This is a genomic window from Brevibacillus laterosporus DSM 25, assembly GCF_002706795.1.
GTDB classification, from domain to species: domain Bacteria; phylum Bacillota; class Bacilli; order Brevibacillales; family Brevibacillaceae; genus Brevibacillus_B; species Brevibacillus_B laterosporus.
In genome coordinates, this window is sequence record NZ_CP017705.1 from 4,779,030 (window position 1) to 4,796,349 (window position 17,320).

12 protein-coding genes, 1 pseudogene and 1 other annotated feature are annotated in these 17,320 nt (G+C 36.7%); of the genes and pseudogenes, 2 read left to right on the top strand and 11 right to left on the bottom strand.

The window, feature by feature from the left end; genetic code table 11:
- From BrL25_RS22555 to BrL25_RS22565, 3 genes are all read right to left on the bottom strand, one after another.
- A complete protein-coding gene (locus BrL25_RS22555; protein ID WP_018673034.1) occupies positions 1–1,536 on the bottom strand; it encodes an FAD-dependent oxidoreductase in 1,536 nt (511 codons plus the stop codon).
- A 303-nt stretch (positions 1,537–1,839) separates the two neighbouring features.
- Positions 1,840–2,217, bottom strand: coding sequence for a replication termination protein (locus BrL25_RS22560; RefSeq protein ID WP_018673035.1), 378 nt, complete (start codon positions 2,215–2,217; stop codon positions 1,840–1,842).
- Positions 2,218–2,603: 386 nt separating this feature from the next.
- A complete protein-coding gene (locus BrL25_RS22565; RefSeq protein WP_018673036.1) occupies positions 2,604–3,278 on the bottom strand; it encodes a DUF1232 domain-containing protein in 675 nt (224 codons plus the stop codon).
- A 198-nt stretch (positions 3,279–3,476) separates the two neighbouring features.
- Here BrL25_RS22565 and BrL25_RS22570 point away from each other — a divergent pair, with 198 nt between their 5' ends.
- Complete coding sequence (locus tag BrL25_RS22570) at positions 3,477–4,073, top strand: MntP/YtaF family protein (RefSeq protein WP_018673037.1); 597 nt, start codon at positions 3,477–3,479, stop codon at positions 4,071–4,073.
- A 119-nt stretch (positions 4,074–4,192) separates the two neighbouring features.
- Here BrL25_RS22570 and BrL25_RS22575 read toward each other — a convergent pair whose 3' ends face one another.
- A complete protein-coding gene (locus BrL25_RS22575) occupies positions 4,193–4,441 on the bottom strand; it encodes a TroA family protein (RefSeq protein ID WP_018673038.1) in 249 nt (82 codons plus the stop codon).
- Positions 4,442–4,713: 272 nt separating this feature from the next.
- On the opposite strand from BrL25_RS22575, the gene BrL25_RS22580 reads away from it, so the two are divergent.
- On the top strand, positions 4,714–5,121 hold the full coding sequence (locus tag BrL25_RS22580) for a DUF3221 domain-containing protein (protein ID WP_018673039.1): 408 nt from the start codon (positions 4,714–4,716) through the stop codon (positions 5,119–5,121).
- A gap of 101 nt (positions 5,122–5,222) precedes the next feature.
- On the opposite strand, the gene BrL25_RS22585 is transcribed toward BrL25_RS22580, so the two are convergent.
- The 7 genes and pseudogenes from BrL25_RS22585 to BrL25_RS22615 form a co-directional block, all read right to left on the bottom strand.
- Positions 5,223–6,725 (bottom strand): anthrax toxin lethal factor-related metalloendopeptidase, encoded by a 1,503-nt coding sequence (locus BrL25_RS22585; RefSeq protein WP_099327290.1) that lies wholly within the window; start codon positions 6,723–6,725, stop codon positions 5,223–5,225.
- 229 nt (positions 6,726–6,954) lie between these two features.
- A complete protein-coding gene (locus BrL25_RS22590) occupies positions 6,955–9,420 on the bottom strand; it encodes a binary toxin-like calcium binding domain-containing protein (protein WP_099327291.1) in 2,466 nt (821 codons plus the stop codon).
- 349 nt (positions 9,421–9,769) lie between these two features.
- Positions 9,770–10,916: pseudogene (locus BrL25_RS22595) on the bottom strand (IS3 family transposase).
- A 195-nt stretch (positions 10,917–11,111) separates the two neighbouring features.
- A complete protein-coding gene (locus BrL25_RS22600; RefSeq protein WP_018672895.1) occupies positions 11,112–11,306 on the bottom strand; it encodes a hypothetical protein in 195 nt (64 codons plus the stop codon).
- A 234-nt stretch (positions 11,307–11,540) separates the two neighbouring features.
- Positions 11,541–12,917 carry a branched-chain amino acid transport system II carrier protein gene (gene brnQ / locus BrL25_RS22605; RefSeq protein WP_018672894.1) on the bottom strand — a complete coding sequence of 459 codons (1,377 nt, stop codon included), beginning with the start codon at positions 12,915–12,917 and terminating at the stop codon, positions 11,541–11,543.
- Positions 12,918–13,304: 387 nt separating this feature from the next.
- Positions 13,305–13,555 (bottom strand) — a binding site (T-box leader).
- 107 nt (positions 13,556–13,662) lie between these two features.
- Positions 13,663–15,441 (bottom strand): ABC transporter ATP-binding protein, encoded by a 1,779-nt coding sequence (locus tag BrL25_RS22610; RefSeq protein ID WP_018672893.1) that lies wholly within the window; start codon positions 15,439–15,441, stop codon positions 13,663–13,665.
- The gene (locus BrL25_RS22615) at positions 15,432–17,234 is read right to left on the bottom strand and encodes an ABC transporter ATP-binding protein (RefSeq protein WP_018672892.1); all 1,803 of its coding nucleotides are present in this window, start codon (positions 17,232–17,234) and stop codon (positions 15,432–15,434) included. The genes BrL25_RS22610 and BrL25_RS22615 overlap by 10 nt, the downstream gene beginning before the upstream one ends.
- Positions 17,235–17,320 lie beyond the last annotated feature (86 nt).

Genomic DNA, 17,320 nt, shown 5'->3' on the forward strand with positions numbered 1-17,320 from the left:
CTATTGTAATCTTTTTAGCGGTAATTCTGCTGGACCTTCTATAATTTCGCCCGTATAGGAAAACCTTGAGCCATGGCAAGGGCAATCCCATGTCCGATCGCCATGATTCCACTCTGTTTCACATCCTAAGTGTGTACAAGTTGTATCTACTATGTGTAATTGACCGTTGTCATCCTTATAGGCACCAGCACGTTCCCCATTATATAGCACAACACTACCTTCCCCATTCGTTAAATCTTCTATTTTCCGATCAGGGACTTCAAGTTTCCCACTAATTAAATGCTTAGCGACATCAAGATTTTGTACAAAGAATTCTTTCAAACTTGGATTAATAAAGAATCGTGAAGGCCGATATAAATCAATATAAGGATTTTCCCTTTTTAACACGATATCTCGAAGAAGTAGTGCTGCGGCAGTTCCATTTGTCATTCCCCATTTTCTGTACCCAGTTGCCACAAGGACGTTGCGATGATTGGCAGTAATCTCTCCAATATATGGGACTTTATCTAAGGTAACCAAATCCTGAGCTGACCAGCGATAGAGAATTTCATTCATGCCAAATACTTCATGGCCAAACGCTTCTAAAGCTTTATAATGTTCGAGTGTGTCTTTACCTTGACCGGTTTTATGACTCTCTCCTCCGATAAGCACAATGTTTTCACCGTTCATTGTTGTGGAACGTAGAGATCGTGTGGGCTGATCTGCACTGATATACATACCACCAGGAAATTCTTTTTCGGTTTTGACGGCAATCACATATGATCTTTGTGCATACAATCGTGTAAAATAAAACCCCAATCCGTCGTAAAAAGGAAAATGGGAACAAGAAAGAACATAATTTGCTGTGACACGTCGACCTTCGCGTGTAAGTACAGTTGGCTGATTGCCTTCTTCAAGATCGATGGCCATCGAATTTTCAAAAATAAGTCCTCCACTTTCAACAATCAATTGTACGAGCTTGGTTAAATAGGATACAGGATGGAATTGTGCCTGGTTTTTCATCGATAAAGCTTTATGAATCTTTATATCAAAAGGGATGTGACTTATGAGCTCACCAGGGATATGTAGCTGTTGATAGGCTGTAAACTCTTGTTCCAGCTTATGGACGCACTCTTTGGTGGTAGCATAAATATAGGCATCCTGCTGACTAAAATCACAATTGATTTGATGCTCCTCAACAGTCTGCTTAATAAATTGGAGTGCTTCTGAATTGGCTTCGTAATACTGTCTTGCTTTTGTTCGCCCCATATGACTGATTAATTCATCGTAAATCAAACCGTGTTGGGCTGTAATTTTAGCTGTTGTATGCCCGGTAGTTCCATTTAATAAAGTATCCGCTTCTAGTAAAGCAACTTTCAAGCCTTCTTTTACAAGAAGATAGGCAGTCGTGATTCCAGTTATTCCACCACCTATAATAACGATATCTACCTCTAGGTCTTCTTGTAAGGATTGAAATGTCGGTAGTGTAACCGAATCTCTCCAGTAAGGCTCGGGAAAGCGTGGTAGTCCTTCACTTCCAATGTGATTATGTGTCATCAGCTATCCTCCGTTTTTTTTACCTCTTATTGAAAACAGTTGTTTCCAAAAACGAAGGGTTCTTATACCTACCTTGCTCAGGGAAGCTTATATAATCTTTTCACACGAATTGAATTTCTTTAGATTATAGCCATTAAAGCCTATTTGTTCTGGAATTGCTCCTGACATAGTTAAATAGGTCTGAGAATAGATACATGCTGACTTTGGATTTGTATGAAGTAAATCATATTCCAGGTCAGTTCCTGAAAACTTAAAAAACCCAATTTCTTATCCAGAAATCGGGTTATCCCTAACAAGCTTATATTAATAATTATCTGCAACTGCTTTTCGTAAAATCCCAATACATCTGTCTAAATCGGTTTTTACGTTTGCCTTATAGCGCAAGGCTGCTTCATAACCGCCGTTCGAAACAAAATGATAATAAACGACTTCCTTATGCTTAGCATTCAGGTTTGGTTGAGATTTTTTTACCCGATACAAAATCCCATCCTCCACAAGATCATCAAGAGAACGATAAATTTCCGCGTGATTGGGTCTATAACCAAGATTTTTGAAGTCATGCTGTAAAAAATCGAGCATCTGTAAGGCATAACCCCTTTTCTTTTCTACCATAGTAATCAAATATAGTTTAAGAAAGGCTCTTTGTTTGATCAGAAACCCAGTGCTTTCTCGTTCTGACATAGGGGATTTCACCTTCTTCCCATTTTTGTACTATGTACTAATTGTACATAAAAGGAAAAAATATACAAGGGTTTATTTTCCTTCCCTTATTAGCAAGTGAATTATATATTCTTGTTTAAACTGATAAGTATTGGGCTAAAAGGGGAAGAGTGAGCTTATACAAACCAATCTCTTTTTCTTGTTTTAAATGTACAATTAGTACATAGTACAATTTGTTTTTAATACACTTTTGTATGCTTACCCGATTCTATTTATATAATTTATATTGAACAATAACCTTCTTATCATCATAATACAAACCTTTGTTCTCATTCAAGAAAAATCCGAACTCTATCTTGAACAATTCTTTTATTGACCTCTCGGCAAGTCTTGGTCCCTTTATTCCTTTATTCCTTCGTTCCTCTTTTCACCTGCCCCTCTAGCTTCCCTAGCTTTTGCAACGTCAATTGAACCGCAATCGCATCATCCAAATATCCAATTGGAAAGACATAATCAGGAATGATGTCAACTGACAAAATAAAGTAAAGAAGAGCACTACCAATCACAGCCTTCTCAAGTGGTTGAATCTCATCATGACAAAATTGGACATACATTTCTTTTAATTGATCAATAAATGGTCCTTCTCCATTCACATTCTTCACTTTTTCTTGAAATTCTTCTGTAATAATTCTGCTCCCCTCTTTAGTCTGTGCATGCTTTTCGTATTTTTCTAATTCCTGTTGTACTTGCTCTGTTGTATATTTCCAGTCGAATAAACCGGATGATTCTAGAACTTTCTGAATGTTATCAATCGAGGTATGAATATCGGATGGTAGGGGCTCTTTAGAGATTGACATCGGATAACCAGCAGCCAAAAATAAACGATCTATCGATACATCAAGACACACTCCAATTTGCTCCAAATGCTTTGGACGAGCTGCTTGTTTCCCATTAATAATACGGGAAATGGTTGCGACATTGATTTTTGACAGCTTGCTTAGTTTACGCATGGACATTGACCGTTCATGAAGCAACTTTTTAATTAAAATTCCTAATTGTGCCTCTTTTGACTCGTTTCCCATTCCCCATCCTCCCTCATGTCAATTTATGAATGTTAATCTGTTTAGATAAAGTAAACATTGGGCACTGGCGATACGCACATTTTCTAAACGTTTTCGTAACATACAAGTAAGAAAAAGCTTTTTCATGATATAGATAATTCTCAAGTAGTAAAGGTAATTAACTCAAGTAAGTTCATCATAATAAAGGAGTGTCTTGCAATGAATACTTTGTTGATTGTTGGTCTTGCTTCGTCTCCTAGTCTTGATCAAGTAGGTGCTGCTTTAGCATATGGTATAAGAGAACTTCATAATTCTAACGTAACAGCTATATGGATTCCTCTTATATACTTTCTTGTTAGTCTAGGTAGCATTTATTTCAGTCACTGGGTTTCACTTGTCATAGCTGGGTTCTTAGTAAGTGTGATTGTTAGTCAAATTATTTTATTAGCGATTGATCGAAAAAATGTGATGGTTCTTGAAAACATTTTTTCAAAACAGCTTTCGCATATAATAAACCCTGTTGAATGTACCTATTGTCATCAAGCTGGTCAATTTAAAGTAATACACGCAACAATCTTACTACTTGCTTTTTCGGTTTATACCTTAGTAAATAAAATACGTGCTCGTTTTCATCATCTATCTGCCATTACGATCACTTTCACGGCATCCCTTTCAAGCTTTTTTACATTATGGATAAGTGTGACTTTGGGGCGAAAAGTGAGAAAGATAAAAATTTGCTCCTTTCATCTTGGAAAATTTGGAACCTTGATTAGCGGTACAATCATCATATTAAATATAATCGAAATGTTTATGTAAATAGATATGCCTGTCTCTTTCATCATTCAAACGTAAATAGGCCGGCTTCCTGATAAGGTCAGGAGACGGTCTATTTCAAAACAAGCAGATTCAAAAATGTGCTCGAATCCTAAAAGGTTTCAATACGATGCCTTTTTCTCACTAGTCAACCATTCAGCAAGTTCCTCGGTCTGTGAGAGAGTGGCAATGGGGTCAAAGTACCAAGATTTATCACGCTTCCAGATATAGACACGATCATTCATCACGGCACTTAGATTCTTCCATATCGAATCCGTTTTCAAATCCTCAAGAGAACGCGTATCAGTTGTTAAAATAATATAATCTCCGGAAAAATCAGACAAAACCTCTTCGTTACCTGTTACAATCAAATCTGGTTCCTTAACTCCTTTCTATGAGTACTCAGATGAAAAAATATGTTCTACTATTTTAAAGTATTATCAGCAAGTCTTTTTGTCTGTATCCTCATTGATATAATCCACAATTTACCTTTCTACTTTGATGCAACCGATAAAAAATTCAGCCAAGTTTATTTTCTCTAATTATTGACATATATGTTAAATATTTGAATATATAAAGGTTTTTAGGAGTGGAAAAAGAAATTCTACTATGTACGTACAAAATATAAGGAGGAGACATAATTATGAAAATGTCAAAAAACAAATTAATAGCGGCAGTAACTACTCTTACATTAGGATTCGGATTTACGATGGGAGTAGCACCAGCTTTTGCGGATTCAAACCAATCCGCATTACAGCATGCTTCTATCTCTTCTATTGAGAAAGAGGAACAACAGCCTTTCACCGGCTACGTTATTTCTATTGATGATATGTATATGGTTGTGGCAAATACTTCTACACAAGAAGAAGCACTTTCCTATAAAGATAATTGGTGGGAATTAGCATCTCAAAATAAAATTATAAGAGTTCCCGTATCTACTAATGACGATTTTGCTGTGGGTGAAAAGTTGAATGTATTTGCAACAGCATGGACTTGGTCAATTCCACCAATAGCACTTGCCTCAAAGATTGAAAAAATAGCGGATAAATAGGGTTTTTGGTAAGGTTCAGTTGTCTTTTGAGGACCAATTTGTTGTAAACGTAAGATAGGCCCCTTTTCAATTTGAAAGGGGCTCTTCCTTTGAGATATGATTTATTTTTTCTGTTTTTCTGATACTAACTCAGTTTCTATATTGACTACAATCTTACCATTTAAAACAATACCTTTAACATTTATAATTTTATAAGTAGAATCTCTTTTTAATAATAACTCAAGCCAGCTATTATCCATGTAAATTGCAGGAGTCCCTTTTGGAAGTTTCATTTGTATCAGGATTGATTCTTGATTTCCACCTAAAGGAACATTATTAAGAGCTAGTGATGTGCTAATAAACCCTTTATCCGTTTTTATTTTACCTTCTAATTTCTTTAGCTTATTAATTGCATCATGATTAACATTTCCATCCTTGGTGAATAGAGACCCAGTTGGAAGAGCAAATTCCCTTTCATCAGTTCTTCGATATACAATAAGATCATTAGGAAGCTTTGCTTCTTCTTTTTTAAAGAGACTATCGATCCCATGAATGAACATATCAATATCAGAAATTCCGGGATGTTTGTCAACCCCTCTTAAAATCCTATTTAACATTGGGCCATATGCTACATAACCATCCATAAATTTTTTGTCTTCTTTTGTCACTACAGTATCCGAAAGTTTTATTTTAGCTCCAAATTCTTTAGCAGCATCTATATCACTTTTAAAGTCTAATGGAGTTGTTTGTTTTTCCTTTACTTGAGTATTAATTTCATTAAATCCTTTTTTGCTCATGTCATCCATGTACCTGAACATTTCTGGTGCATAAGCTTTTAATACAGGTCGATAGCTAGGTTCATAATAATACGAAAATGCTTGTGCAAACACCTCTCGAAATTCATTGATGTGTTCTTTCACATATGTGGTATCAAACTCACCTTCATGAGGAGGTAGATGTGAAAGGAGTAACGCGCTTGCATCTTCGTCTGCTTTTGCTTGATGTACAGCTTCTAAAAACGTTTCATTTACAAAAGTATTTTCTCCTAACGTGTCACGAGCGATTGCTTTTCCTACCTCATAATATACCTCTTTGCTTTTGGTGTGGCTTTCCGAATACTCTTCTGTATGGATAATCAGAGCTGGGTTTTTACCACCTATTGAAAATACAAAATGAGAATCTAAGGAAACTTCATTTCCTTCGCTATCTTTTATCTGCTTTTCTTTTTCACTGATATCCCGGACAGTAGGATTTTCTGCAATACTTTTATCTGTCAGATGAATTTTTCCTCCCACCTTTTCATACATTTCCAATACTTCAGGCGAAAGTTTTTTTAATAGGGCTTGGGTATCTTGTAATCGTTGTTCTTCTTCACTGTTAAACTCTGTTGTTACAATTCCTTTACTAATTTCTTTCATTCTTTCTTCTCTGGCTTTTTTCTCTCGCTCTTTCTTTTCTTTATCTTCTTTCTCTTTTTTTTCTTTATCCTCTTTCTTTTTATCTTCTACATCATGTATTCCATTTGCGGCATGAGTAATATAGGAAAACGCTGGAGAAGTGGCTGTTAAAGCCAATAGCATCGTAGTTGTACCCAGGACTTTCAGCATTTTATTTCTGTGTTGCATCTAAATTCCTCCTTACAGGTAGTAAATCCTAGAAGATAGTTGGGTCTAAATAGACAGTGAAAAATAGATCAATGTCTATCCGTGCACTCGAAGAAAAACAACCCTCTTTTTTAGTACATCTAATATGTGATTACTAGGTAAAAGAGGGCTATTTTTGACATCTATGGTATAGAGAGAGGCTAATTTATCAACTTCAGTTCATTTCACTGTACAAACGTTGACTGGCAATTTAATTTGCTTGCATTTGTTCTAATTCCCACTTTTGATTATCAGTGCCTTTATAATCACGTACCTGAATGTTAGACCCGTTTGAAGTAGCCGAACCATCTACATCTAACACTTTAGTAGGATCTTTCTTGTTTTTTAAAATATAGAAACCATTACCTATCGATTCAGGAATCCAAAAATGTTCTGCCTTCCCTTCAAACGGTGTAGCAAATACATTGGTTGAATCCTGATAAGCATTCCAAGCCATAATTTGATCGTTATTTTCTAAACTTCTAATTACATACGCTTTATGAGAGTCATCATATTCTAATTTCCATTTTTGATTACTGCCATTGAGATTTTCCCACACCGTGATATTATTATCGCTTCTATTCCAATCAACTAGACTGGTATTCTTTACTGCTGTTTTTATTTGATAGGTACCATCCTCAATTATTCTGCTGGGTTCTAACACACCATTTTCATTAAAATAATACTTTTTCCCATCTATCGTTTGCCAACCAGTTTGCAGCACATCATATTTATAGTAATTTTCTTCCCCATCTATTTCCCAACTAGATAACTCAATATCATCTGTAGGTTCATCCTTCTTCGGTGAGATTAGTATATTCATGCGAGCATGTAATTGGACATCATAGATATTTTTTGTTTCCATGTCTTCTAATTGTTTTTCTATATTTTCAGCTGTTTCTTCATCAAACACCAATTTAAAATCATCTATACTCGTATTTTTGTAAGATAATGTTCCGTTCTTGTCTTCAAATTCAAAAGCTAATTGGAGCGCTTCTCCTAATGTAACATCTGGCTTCGTTTGTTCGATCATGTCATCAGGATCAACGGCAGCTACTCGTCTTTCTATTTCTGAATCGTCTGGTGTTTTTAAGATCAATCGAGCAGTTGTTTCCTCGATTTGAGGGATGATATGACTCCACTGCTTATCTTTATCTACCTCAACTAATTTTGTTTTAGGATCGATTACACCTACATAACCGGAAACTTGGTCTGTTTCCAATCGCATTTGTTTTGTCTGCTCCAGAATATCAAGTTGATCCTTGTTGATTGTGATGGGGCTGGACCCAAAATCGTCTTTGGTTTGTAGGGAAATGGCTGCTTGATCTTTGCTTGGATAAAAACGGTCTGGTAACACTACATTTGCTAGCTGGTTTTCTTTTGCTTTTATCGTTGCAATGGTATCGTTTTTACCTAGTACGAGAGAAGTAGTAGGTGCTGCTTCATAGATAGGAGCTGTACCATTATTAACATATCGGATATTCGCGTTGAAATAGGCAGCTTCTCCTGCATTTAAACCTATGCTCTTGGACCAGTTCCTTCCCAAACTCTCTGAACTCGAATGATCGATGGTTACTGTCTGTGAATTGCTATCGCTAAAATTAGTGGATACACTTCCACCAAAGTTAAATAAGGAAACATTGACTTCAGCTCCAACAGATACTTCTGTTGAATGAGTATTGCTTGTGGACGTACTTCCACTGATCGTGTTACTTGCATTTCCCCCATTTTCTAGCGTTTCATTTCTATTTTTCGAAATAATGAATTTGTCCATATGGACCTGTAAATTAGGATACGCAGCAAGTAACGGATGTCTCACTTTTACCTTCTTATCAATGATTCCTGATACTTTCGCGAAATCGCTATATGGATCAGAAGCCGTGCTCCATTTATAAGCAGAGGATGTATATTTTGTTAACGGTTCTCCAAATCTCGTTACTTTTTTTCCATGGACTTTTTCAATCCAAGGCATCAGGGTGAGTTTTTTATTCTTGATATCCAAGGTATATCCTTCATTTTCTAACGAATCAGGGATGCCGTCACCATCAGTATCTTCGACTCCGTCATCAGAAGTTGCTGAAATACTTCTTTTTTTTCTACTGGATTCATTCTCTGGTTGATTTTTTATGTCAGGTAGAAGTAAATTTCCCTCTGGAATTATTTCTTTCTTTCCTGCAGGAGTTATCCATTTTAGCTGTAAGCCAAATTCGTTAGCTGTAGGGGATTCTGGCTTATAGGTTATTTTTACTTTATATAGCTTCCCTTTTTCTAGATAGATTTTTTGCGTAGAGGAGGATTGATCGATGACTTGTTGATCATCTATCCATAATATGGTGTGGTCATTATCTGACGTGGAGAAAGTATATTCACCTGATTTTCCTGCTTTTACAAATCCTGTCCACATAGCGGATTTAAATTGTTTTAATTCATCAGGTAACATATCATCGATTTGATCGTTATCAACGGATAGATCACCAGACTCTGAATTCGAAATCAGAGCGGTTTCTTTTAACTCTTTATCAGTAAAGTAGTAGCCTAATAAGCCTTTAAAATTAGCGTCTTGGTCGTTGATTACTTCTTTCTCGCTTGAAGCCGCATGTGATAGTTCTGGATAGGTGGTGAATTGACCGAGGAGTGCGGTTGCTAGTAAGCACGTATACATTTTAGGTAATTTCATCGTATCGACTCTTTTCTATTGTAGATGTAATGAAATCTTACCAACATAAAGCATATTTCTTTATGGTTGGAATAAATTTCATTATTTTTTGTAACATCACTTTATCATTCGTTTTTTTGTTTAATAAATAGCAGAAAGTTCCTTTGATTAAGGAACTTTCTGCTATTTACAAACCATATAATTGTGATTTTCGGCACAAAATGTCTAAAACGTGTACAGAGAATACTAGGTTAATATAAAATTATTTGAGTTTTTAAATGGAGTTCTGCCCTTTTTAAAGTTAATTTATTCCCTACTTTTTGTTTCTGATGGATCTGAGTCAATATCTTGGACACAAAAAAGTTAAGTGCTAGGATACGTTTCTCAGCAAATCTTCTACTGCTTGTGGTGTTTTGTATCCTAAACCTCCATGTATCCGTTTGCGATTGTACCAGCCTTCTAGATATGTAAAAAGCGCAAGCTTTGCTGACTTATAATCTATGTACGTCACATGGTTTACTTCTTCTTTTTTCAGTATAGCATGAAATGACTCCATGCAGGCATTATCATAGGGGCACCCCTTTTTGCTACATGAGTGAATTATGTGGTATTCCTCAACACGCTGTGCGAAATCTTGACTTGTGTACTGTGTACCTAAATCGGTATGAAGCACGAAACCCTTTGCGGTTTTTTGAGTGACGTATGCATTTTCTAACGCATGTAAAACGAACCCTACTGTCATATTCTGAGAAAAAGAGTATCCAACAATTTTCTTTGAATGTAGATCAAGAACGGATGCCAAATAGCACCATCCATCTTGAAGAGTATGGATATAGGTAATATCTGCTACCCATTTCTCGTTACTAGATGTTGTTGTAAAGTCTTGATCTAGTATATTAGGTCTTTCTATTACTCTATCTTTACTTGATTGCGGGCGGAATTTCTTCCTTGTAATTGATCGAATGTCTGCCTTTTTCATAAGTCGCTGAGTTCTGTTCAAACTAATAGAAACACCTTCACTTCTTAGCAGAAAGTGATTTTTGGAGCACCATAACGTCCCTTACTTTCCAGGTGAATTTGCATGATTCTTTTCGTAATCTGCTGGTTTTCATTTTCACGAGGGGAAGCTTCTTTCTTATAGGAGTAGTAAGTGCGCCTTGGTATATTTAGTACCTCACACATAATCTGGATAGGATGCTTTTCTTTATTCGTCTCAATGAATTGGTTTAACTCAGCTACGTCTATTTTTTCGCGAATATGGCCATAGCCTTTTTTAGAATTTCATTTTCTTGCTTCAATCGGAGCATTTCTTTCTGCATAACAGCGACTTCTTTTGGTGTAATGGCTTTTACTCCTTCTCCAAAAGGAGTAAATTCTTTCACCCATTTACAAATGGTTACTTCTGATATGCCATATTCGCTAGATAAACTCTTTACCTTGTGACCAGAATGATAAAGGTCTACAATTGTTCTTTTAAAATCTTCCTTGTATTTCTTGTTTGTACTATTTTGTTTCATCCGTACTCATCTCCTATAAGTTCATTGTAAGAACTTAACTAAGAGGTGTCCATGAAACTATACTAACTCCACACAATTGAATGATTCTCCTCTTTATTAAACCATAAATTTTATATTTACTTTTGTCTTTGATAAGAGATGAAATTCGTCAGAGTGGGCGAATAAGTAGGAATATTTGTTAAAGCCAAGAAGCCATCAAATACCTTCACCAAAATACGTTTGACCATCAAAAAAACCACGGGTTCCATCTCTAAGCCATGTTTTAATGATAGCTAGAAGTCGTTCTACTTTAGGCTCTTTTATTAAATATTCACCGCTACTACCATAGTAATAGCCATAATTTTTATTTAACTGATGGTAGATATCTGAAAGAGTTATTTCTGGTTTCATGACTAAATCATGGTCATAATCAGGAATACTTGGATATTGTTTCCCTGGTTATATACCATAATCTTCGCACCCTTTGGTAACCTATTGTAAGGATTTCAAAAAAACAGCCAACTCCACTTTCTTACTCGTGAAATCGACTGTTTTCTAACACGGGTCCCTTTACGTAACGTTATCAAAATAAACTTGATATTCGCCTTGTTAATACAAAGCGATTTGCCCCTAAGCTTTAGTCATTTACTGACCTTCCTCTATTTGTGATAGGGACGAGTGGGATATATTCTCTTTTTGTCCAGACTGTAACCGATTTTCTTTTCTTTTTCCCCATAAAAAACCGATACACGCTCCTACTAACGCTGGTAACACCCATCCTATTCCTTGCTCATACAACGGAAGGTAGCGATATACATCTGTAATGAACGAGACATCTATATGGCTTTGCTGCAGGGCGTCTACTAAACTAATCATAGCCGTACCCAGCAAGCTCATTTTATAAACTGATTTATATCCGTTAAAAAGGGAATGTCCAAATGATAAAACGATTAAAACAATTGTTAATGGATAGATCACTAACAGAATTGGTACAGAAAAAACAATAATTTGATTTAGTCCTAAATTAGCAATAACCATACTCGTAAAGCATACAATTCCTGTCCAAACGGTATAAGAAAAACGTGGCATAAGCTTCGCAAAATACTGTCCGCAGGAGGTTATCAGGCCAACAGATGTTGTAACACAAGCGAGTGTAAATACTGTTCCTAATAAGATCGTTCCATATTGTCCAAATAAATAAGTGGAAACAGCCGTCAAAATCTCTCCTCCATTTTGATAAGAAGGCAATAGGCTTTGGCTAACCGATCCCAAGTAACCTAGCATGAGATAAATGAGAGCTAATAGTAAACCAGCAAATACTCCTGTTCTCATGGTAAGACGGGCAATTTGTTTTTTATTAGAAATATTTTTTCTCTCAAAAGCTGCAACGATAACTCCTCCAAATAGTAATGCAGCTAGTGTATCCATTGTCATATAACCTTCCATAAAGCCTTTAAATGTAGCGGACTGTAGATATGCCTCAGCTGGTTTTCCAAAATCGCCAATCGGGTGAAACTGGCTTTGTATAAAAATAATTGTAATCATGGTAAGTAAAATAGGTGTTAAAATTTTTCCAATCCGAGCAAACATTTTGGAAGGATTGAGACAGAGCCAAAAATTAATAGCAAAATAAATGAACGTATATACCGATAAAGTGAAAGAATTGGCGCGCAAAAAATCAGGTAAAAAGGGGACAACTCCCATTTCAAATGCAACGTTACCTGCACGAGGTATAACTAAAAAGGGTCCCAAGCATAAGTAAGTTGTCAAGGTGAATATCACAGCAAAAATAGGATGAACTCGATTCGTTAAAACATCTAATCCCCCACTTTTAGCAATCGCGGCTACCCCTAAGATAGGCAGACCGACAGCAGTAATTAGAAAGCCAAGCATAGCCTGCCATAAATTCTCTCCTGCCGAAAAACCAAGTCCCGGTGGGAAAACTAGATTACCTGCTCCAAAAAATAAAGCGAATAACATAAGTCCAATATACAACTGTTCCTTCCATGATAACTGTTTCATTTTTCTTCTCCTTTTTATCAATAAATAAAACCTCCCACCTTATCATCAAAAAAATGATGACTGAGGCGAGAGGTTCGCGGTACCACCCAGTTTCTCTAATCCACTCACGAGGATTAGACATTATGAAGTCAGAGACTTTCATCCGATAACGTGGATCATCCGGTGTATATTACTTTGAGCATCTACTTTTTTACATGCTTTTCACATACACAGCTCATAGGCGACTTCGGAAAAAGATAGTGACCGTTCTTTCAGCCGTGGAACGGATTTCTGTGCATCTAGAGCCTCTTCCTACTACTCCTACTCATTGCAAGTAATGAAAATATGAAATTTTGCATCATTTATAAAAATAAAAAATCTCAGAACGAAATGACATGTATCATTTCATTCTGAGGTGTATATTTTACACGGTACCACTCAGCTTTCTTGCTTTTTCACAAAAACAAGCTCTGTAAGTCAATATTATGACTCAAGTCTTTTAACGAGACTAACCGTTACTCACTACTCGTTCTTCCTCATTCTTTGGCGAGTAAAGCTCAAAGGTGACATTCAATAATCAGTCCGTCACCACCCTTCCAGCCTCGGGGCGGCTCTCTATCACATACATGATTATCTACTATCCTTCTCAATGCTTTTCATATGAATTGTAACAAACATTCAAACTTAGTTACTTTTTATTAATTATAGCCAGCTTTTTTCTGGTGTCAAGCTGTATGTTGTTATTTCTGCAACGAGAGAAAAATGGTTAAACAGTAGATGCTTTATACTCATGCTCCTCTGAAAGACTTGTTTGCATCTTATATAAGCGAGAGTAGAAACCATTTTGCTTAAGAAGTTCTTCATGGCGCCCATGCTCAGCCACGTTTCCTTGATCTACAACGTAAATCATATCAGCATCCTCTACTGTTGAAAGGCGATGTGCGACGATCAATGTTGTTCTATCCTTCATCAGTTCCGCTAAGGCTCTTTGCACCCAATACTCCGATCCCGAATCCAATGCTGATGTCGCCTCATCCAATAAGAGAACGGGCGCATTTTTTACAATTGCCCGAGCAATGGCTATTCGTTGGCGCTGACCACCAGATAACAGGGCGCCACGTTCCCCTACACGCGTTTCATAGCCATCTGGCATATCCATAATAAAATCATGTGCATATGCTGCTCTAGTAGCTTCAACGATTTCCTCATGAGTGGCATCTAGTTTTCCATAGCGAATATTCTCTTCAATTGTTCCCTCAAATAAATAGGCATCCTGTGGGACATAAGAGATCAGATTTCTCATTTCCTGAAGTGTATATTCCCCAATTGTTTTGCCAAACAGGCGAATGTCGCCGCTTTTTGCTGGATAATAACCCAGTAATAATTTAATCACCGTGCTTTTTCCACTTCCACTTGCTCCTACAAGTGCAGCCGTTTCTCCCTCTTCAATCGAGAACGAAAAATGATCTAACACTTTAGCGTCGGGATCATATTCAAAAACAACCTGATTCATTTCTAATACCTTGTCCTTTTGATGTGGTAGCTCTTCGGATAAGGCTGAATAACGTTCAGGTTCAATTGGTTCCTGAAGGAGTTCGATTACACGAGAAGCACCTGAAAGAGAGCTTTGTAAGATAGATAAAACCTGTCCCAGGTGAAGAAATCCTAATGTTACTAATAGTTGCTGTTGGATGATCGCTACAAGAGATCCTACACCAATTACATCCTGTGCAACCATAATGATCCCAAATACCAGCATTCCACCAAAGCTTAAAAAGTTAATGAAAAAGTTGGTTCCTTCTAACAAAGCATTTTTGTGTCCTTGTTCAATGGTAGACGCTGTTACCTGTCCATTCATTTCGGTGTAGCGTCGCGTTACGACACGATGCAAATGGAACATTTTAACAATAGGGAGACCTGCTAAAAAATCATTCAATCGTTCCGTCAAAACTCCTTGTTGTTGCTGCGTTTTATCACTTATCTTGCGCACTGATTTAGCAAATCGTGTATTAATATAGAGAGTTACTCCACTAAGAACGACCAGTACGGAGGCAAATCGCCAATCTACTAGAAACATGCCTATCAAAGATCCTACTAAAGAAAATAGAACGATCGCAATCGTCTTCACATGCTCTGAATACGTTCGCTCCATTGTCAGTAAATCATTACTCAATCTGGACATAATATCGCCTGAATGATGCTGTTCATAGTAACGGGATGGAAATCTCCCTACTTGTTTAAATAACATAAGTCTTACATCAGCCATTACTTCTTTGACTGTACGACGATATATATAACTAAATGTAGGTGACAAGATACTTACTAGAAGTAGTGTCCCACTCACCATGATTACTGCTCGAATTAACAAAGTAGTATCCTTGCCGCTTGCAAAATCAGTTAAATCCTTAAATACAAACGGTAAAACGATCACGATACCAGCCTGAATGAAACCATCGCCTAACATACCAAAAATATATTTCTTCTTTCTAGCACCCATAAAAGATAGCAGATATACAAGTTCGTTCAGCCATTTTTTTATGAACATGAGTATACCTCCTCTTCTGCCATCCTTCCATGCTCTTCAGCAATAAATTGCTTTTTGTATAGTCTCGCATACACTCCATTTTTTGAAAGTAGCTCATTATGTGTCCCACTCTCGACAATATGTCCTTTATCTACTACCAATACCTCATCAGCATCTTTAATCGTTGAGAGGCGATGAGCAACAACGAGAACCGAACGATTTCTCATCATCTGTTCTAGTGCTTCTTGTACCATTGCTTCAGATTGGGTGTCTAATGCGGAGGTTGGTTCATCTAAAAGTAGAATAGGTGCATCTTTTAAGATAGCCCGAGCAATTGCAATGCGCTGTTTTTGTCCCCCTGATAATCGTGAACCTCTTTCCCCAACGATCGTTTCGTAACCTTCAGGAAGCTCCATGATGAACTGGTGAGCATTTGCTACTTTTGCCGCGGCGATGATCTCATCTCTTGTAGCATCTTGTTTGCCGAATGCTATATTTTCGGCAATCGTAACTGGAAAAAGATATGTTTCTTGAGAGACCAAGGAAATATACTTTCGCATGTCGGTAGGATTCCATTCCCGTAGAGTGTGCCCGTAAACTGTAATGCTGCTGTCTTCATTTTCATGTGTTATAGGGTAAAAACCACATAATAGTTTTAAGATTGTGCTTTTTCCACTACCACTAGCGCCTACTAATGCGATTGTTTTATTTTCAGACAAGGTAAAGCTAACCCGATCCAATATTTTTTCATGACCATCATAGGCAAATGATACATTTTTAAAAACAACTGGTTGTGTATGTGGGTCCATGTCCAATCGAGGCTTATCCTCTTGTTCAATCGGCTGTTCTAAGATTTCGAACATACGTTTCGATGCGCCCGATACCTCTTGTACTTGTGCAAATAATACAGGCATGAGAGAAAGTGGCTCTATAATATAGTTAAGCAAATAACTGAACAAGACTAAATTTCCTAGATCTAATTCCCCAGTTTGAATTAAGTATCCTCCGTATGCTACAAAAAAGACGATTGGAGCAGAGAAAAGCAACATACCAGGGGCAGTCATCCATGCTCGCTTCTTTTCTACCAAAATTCCTTTTTGCAAAACGTTAGCCATAGTAGACGAATATTTCTCAAATAACACATCCGCTAAATTAAAAGCTTTTACCATATGTATACCTGACACAGTATCTTGGGCTATTGAGTTAGCTTTTCCTAGGTGCTGTTGTAGTTCTTCTGTATATTTTCGTAAAGGTTTACTCAAAACACCCATAATCAAAATTGCTACTGGCAAAATGGAGATACTTAACACAACTAATTTCCAATTGGTAGAAACTAACAAACAAAGGGCACCAACAAAAATAACAGGCATATAAAAAATTTGATAGAAATGTTGTTGCAAAAAATTCTGCAATAACGTGGCATCGTTTGTTAAGCGAGAAGTAATATCTCCCGTATGATATTTTTCAACCGCAGAAATAGGCATTTTTTCTATGTGATAGGTAACATTATTTTTTAAATCTCGTAGAGCATTTGCGCTAAATTTTACAGCTGAATATTTTATGAAATATTTTGAAATAAAACCGACAATCGTTAATCCGAAAATCAAGGTAGCGAAGCTTACTAGCTTTTGATAGTCATTTGTATTTTCTACCATCGTTCTAATTAAGATTCCCATCCAAATTTCGACTGTCGCTACGATCAGAGAAGTAACGATACAGAGAAAAACCCAAAAACGATATGGTCTGACATGCGTTAATACCCACTGGAACACAGGTTTTTTTAGGGGTGTTTGCTCTTGTTTTTGAAAATTCATCTGCTGCTCCTCTCGAAAAGATAAATAGTGATTCCCCCTACAAATACGAATCCTTTATAGGGGAAATCACGAAAACTACACTTCCA

Excerpts from the sequence above, each read along its gene's own strand:
- BrL25_RS22600 (WP_018672895.1), bottom strand. The coding sequence starts at position 11,306 with ATGAAACCAGAAATAACTCTTTCAGATATCTACCATCAGTTAAATAAA.
- BrL25_RS22570 (WP_018673037.1), top strand. The coding sequence starts at position 3,477 with ATGAATACTTTGTTGATTGTTGGTCTTGCTTCGTCTCCTAGTCTTGAT.
- BrL25_RS22555 (WP_018673034.1), bottom strand. The coding sequence starts at position 1,536 with ATGACACATAATCACATTGGAAGTGAAGGACTACCACGCTTTCCCGAG.
- BrL25_RS22565 (WP_018673036.1), bottom strand. The coding sequence starts at position 3,278 with ATGGGAAACGAGTCAAAAGAGGCACAATTAGGAATTTTAATTAAAAAG.
- BrL25_RS22590 (WP_099327291.1), bottom strand. The coding sequence starts at position 9,420 with ATGAAATTACCTAAAATGTATACGTGCTTACTAGCAACCGCACTCCTC.
- BrL25_RS22580 (WP_018673039.1), top strand. The coding sequence starts at position 4,714 with ATGAAAATGTCAAAAAACAAATTAATAGCGGCAGTAACTACTCTTACA.
- BrL25_RS22615 (WP_018672892.1), bottom strand. The coding sequence starts at position 17,234 with ATGAATTTTCAAAAACAAGAGCAAACACCCCTAAAAAAACCTGTGTTC.
- BrL25_RS22610 (WP_018672893.1), bottom strand. The coding sequence starts at position 15,441 with ATGTTCATAAAAAAATGGCTGAACGAACTTGTATATCTGCTATCTTTT.
- BrL25_RS22560 (WP_018673035.1), bottom strand. The coding sequence starts at position 2,217 with ATGTCAGAACGAGAAAGCACTGGGTTTCTGATCAAACAAAGAGCCTTT.
- BrL25_RS22585 (WP_099327290.1), bottom strand. The coding sequence starts at position 6,725 with ATGCAACACAGAAATAAAATGCTGAAAGTCCTGGGTACAACTACGATG.
- brnQ (WP_018672894.1), bottom strand. The coding sequence starts at position 12,917 with ATGAAACAGTTATCATGGAAGGAACAGTTGTATATTGGACTTATGTTA.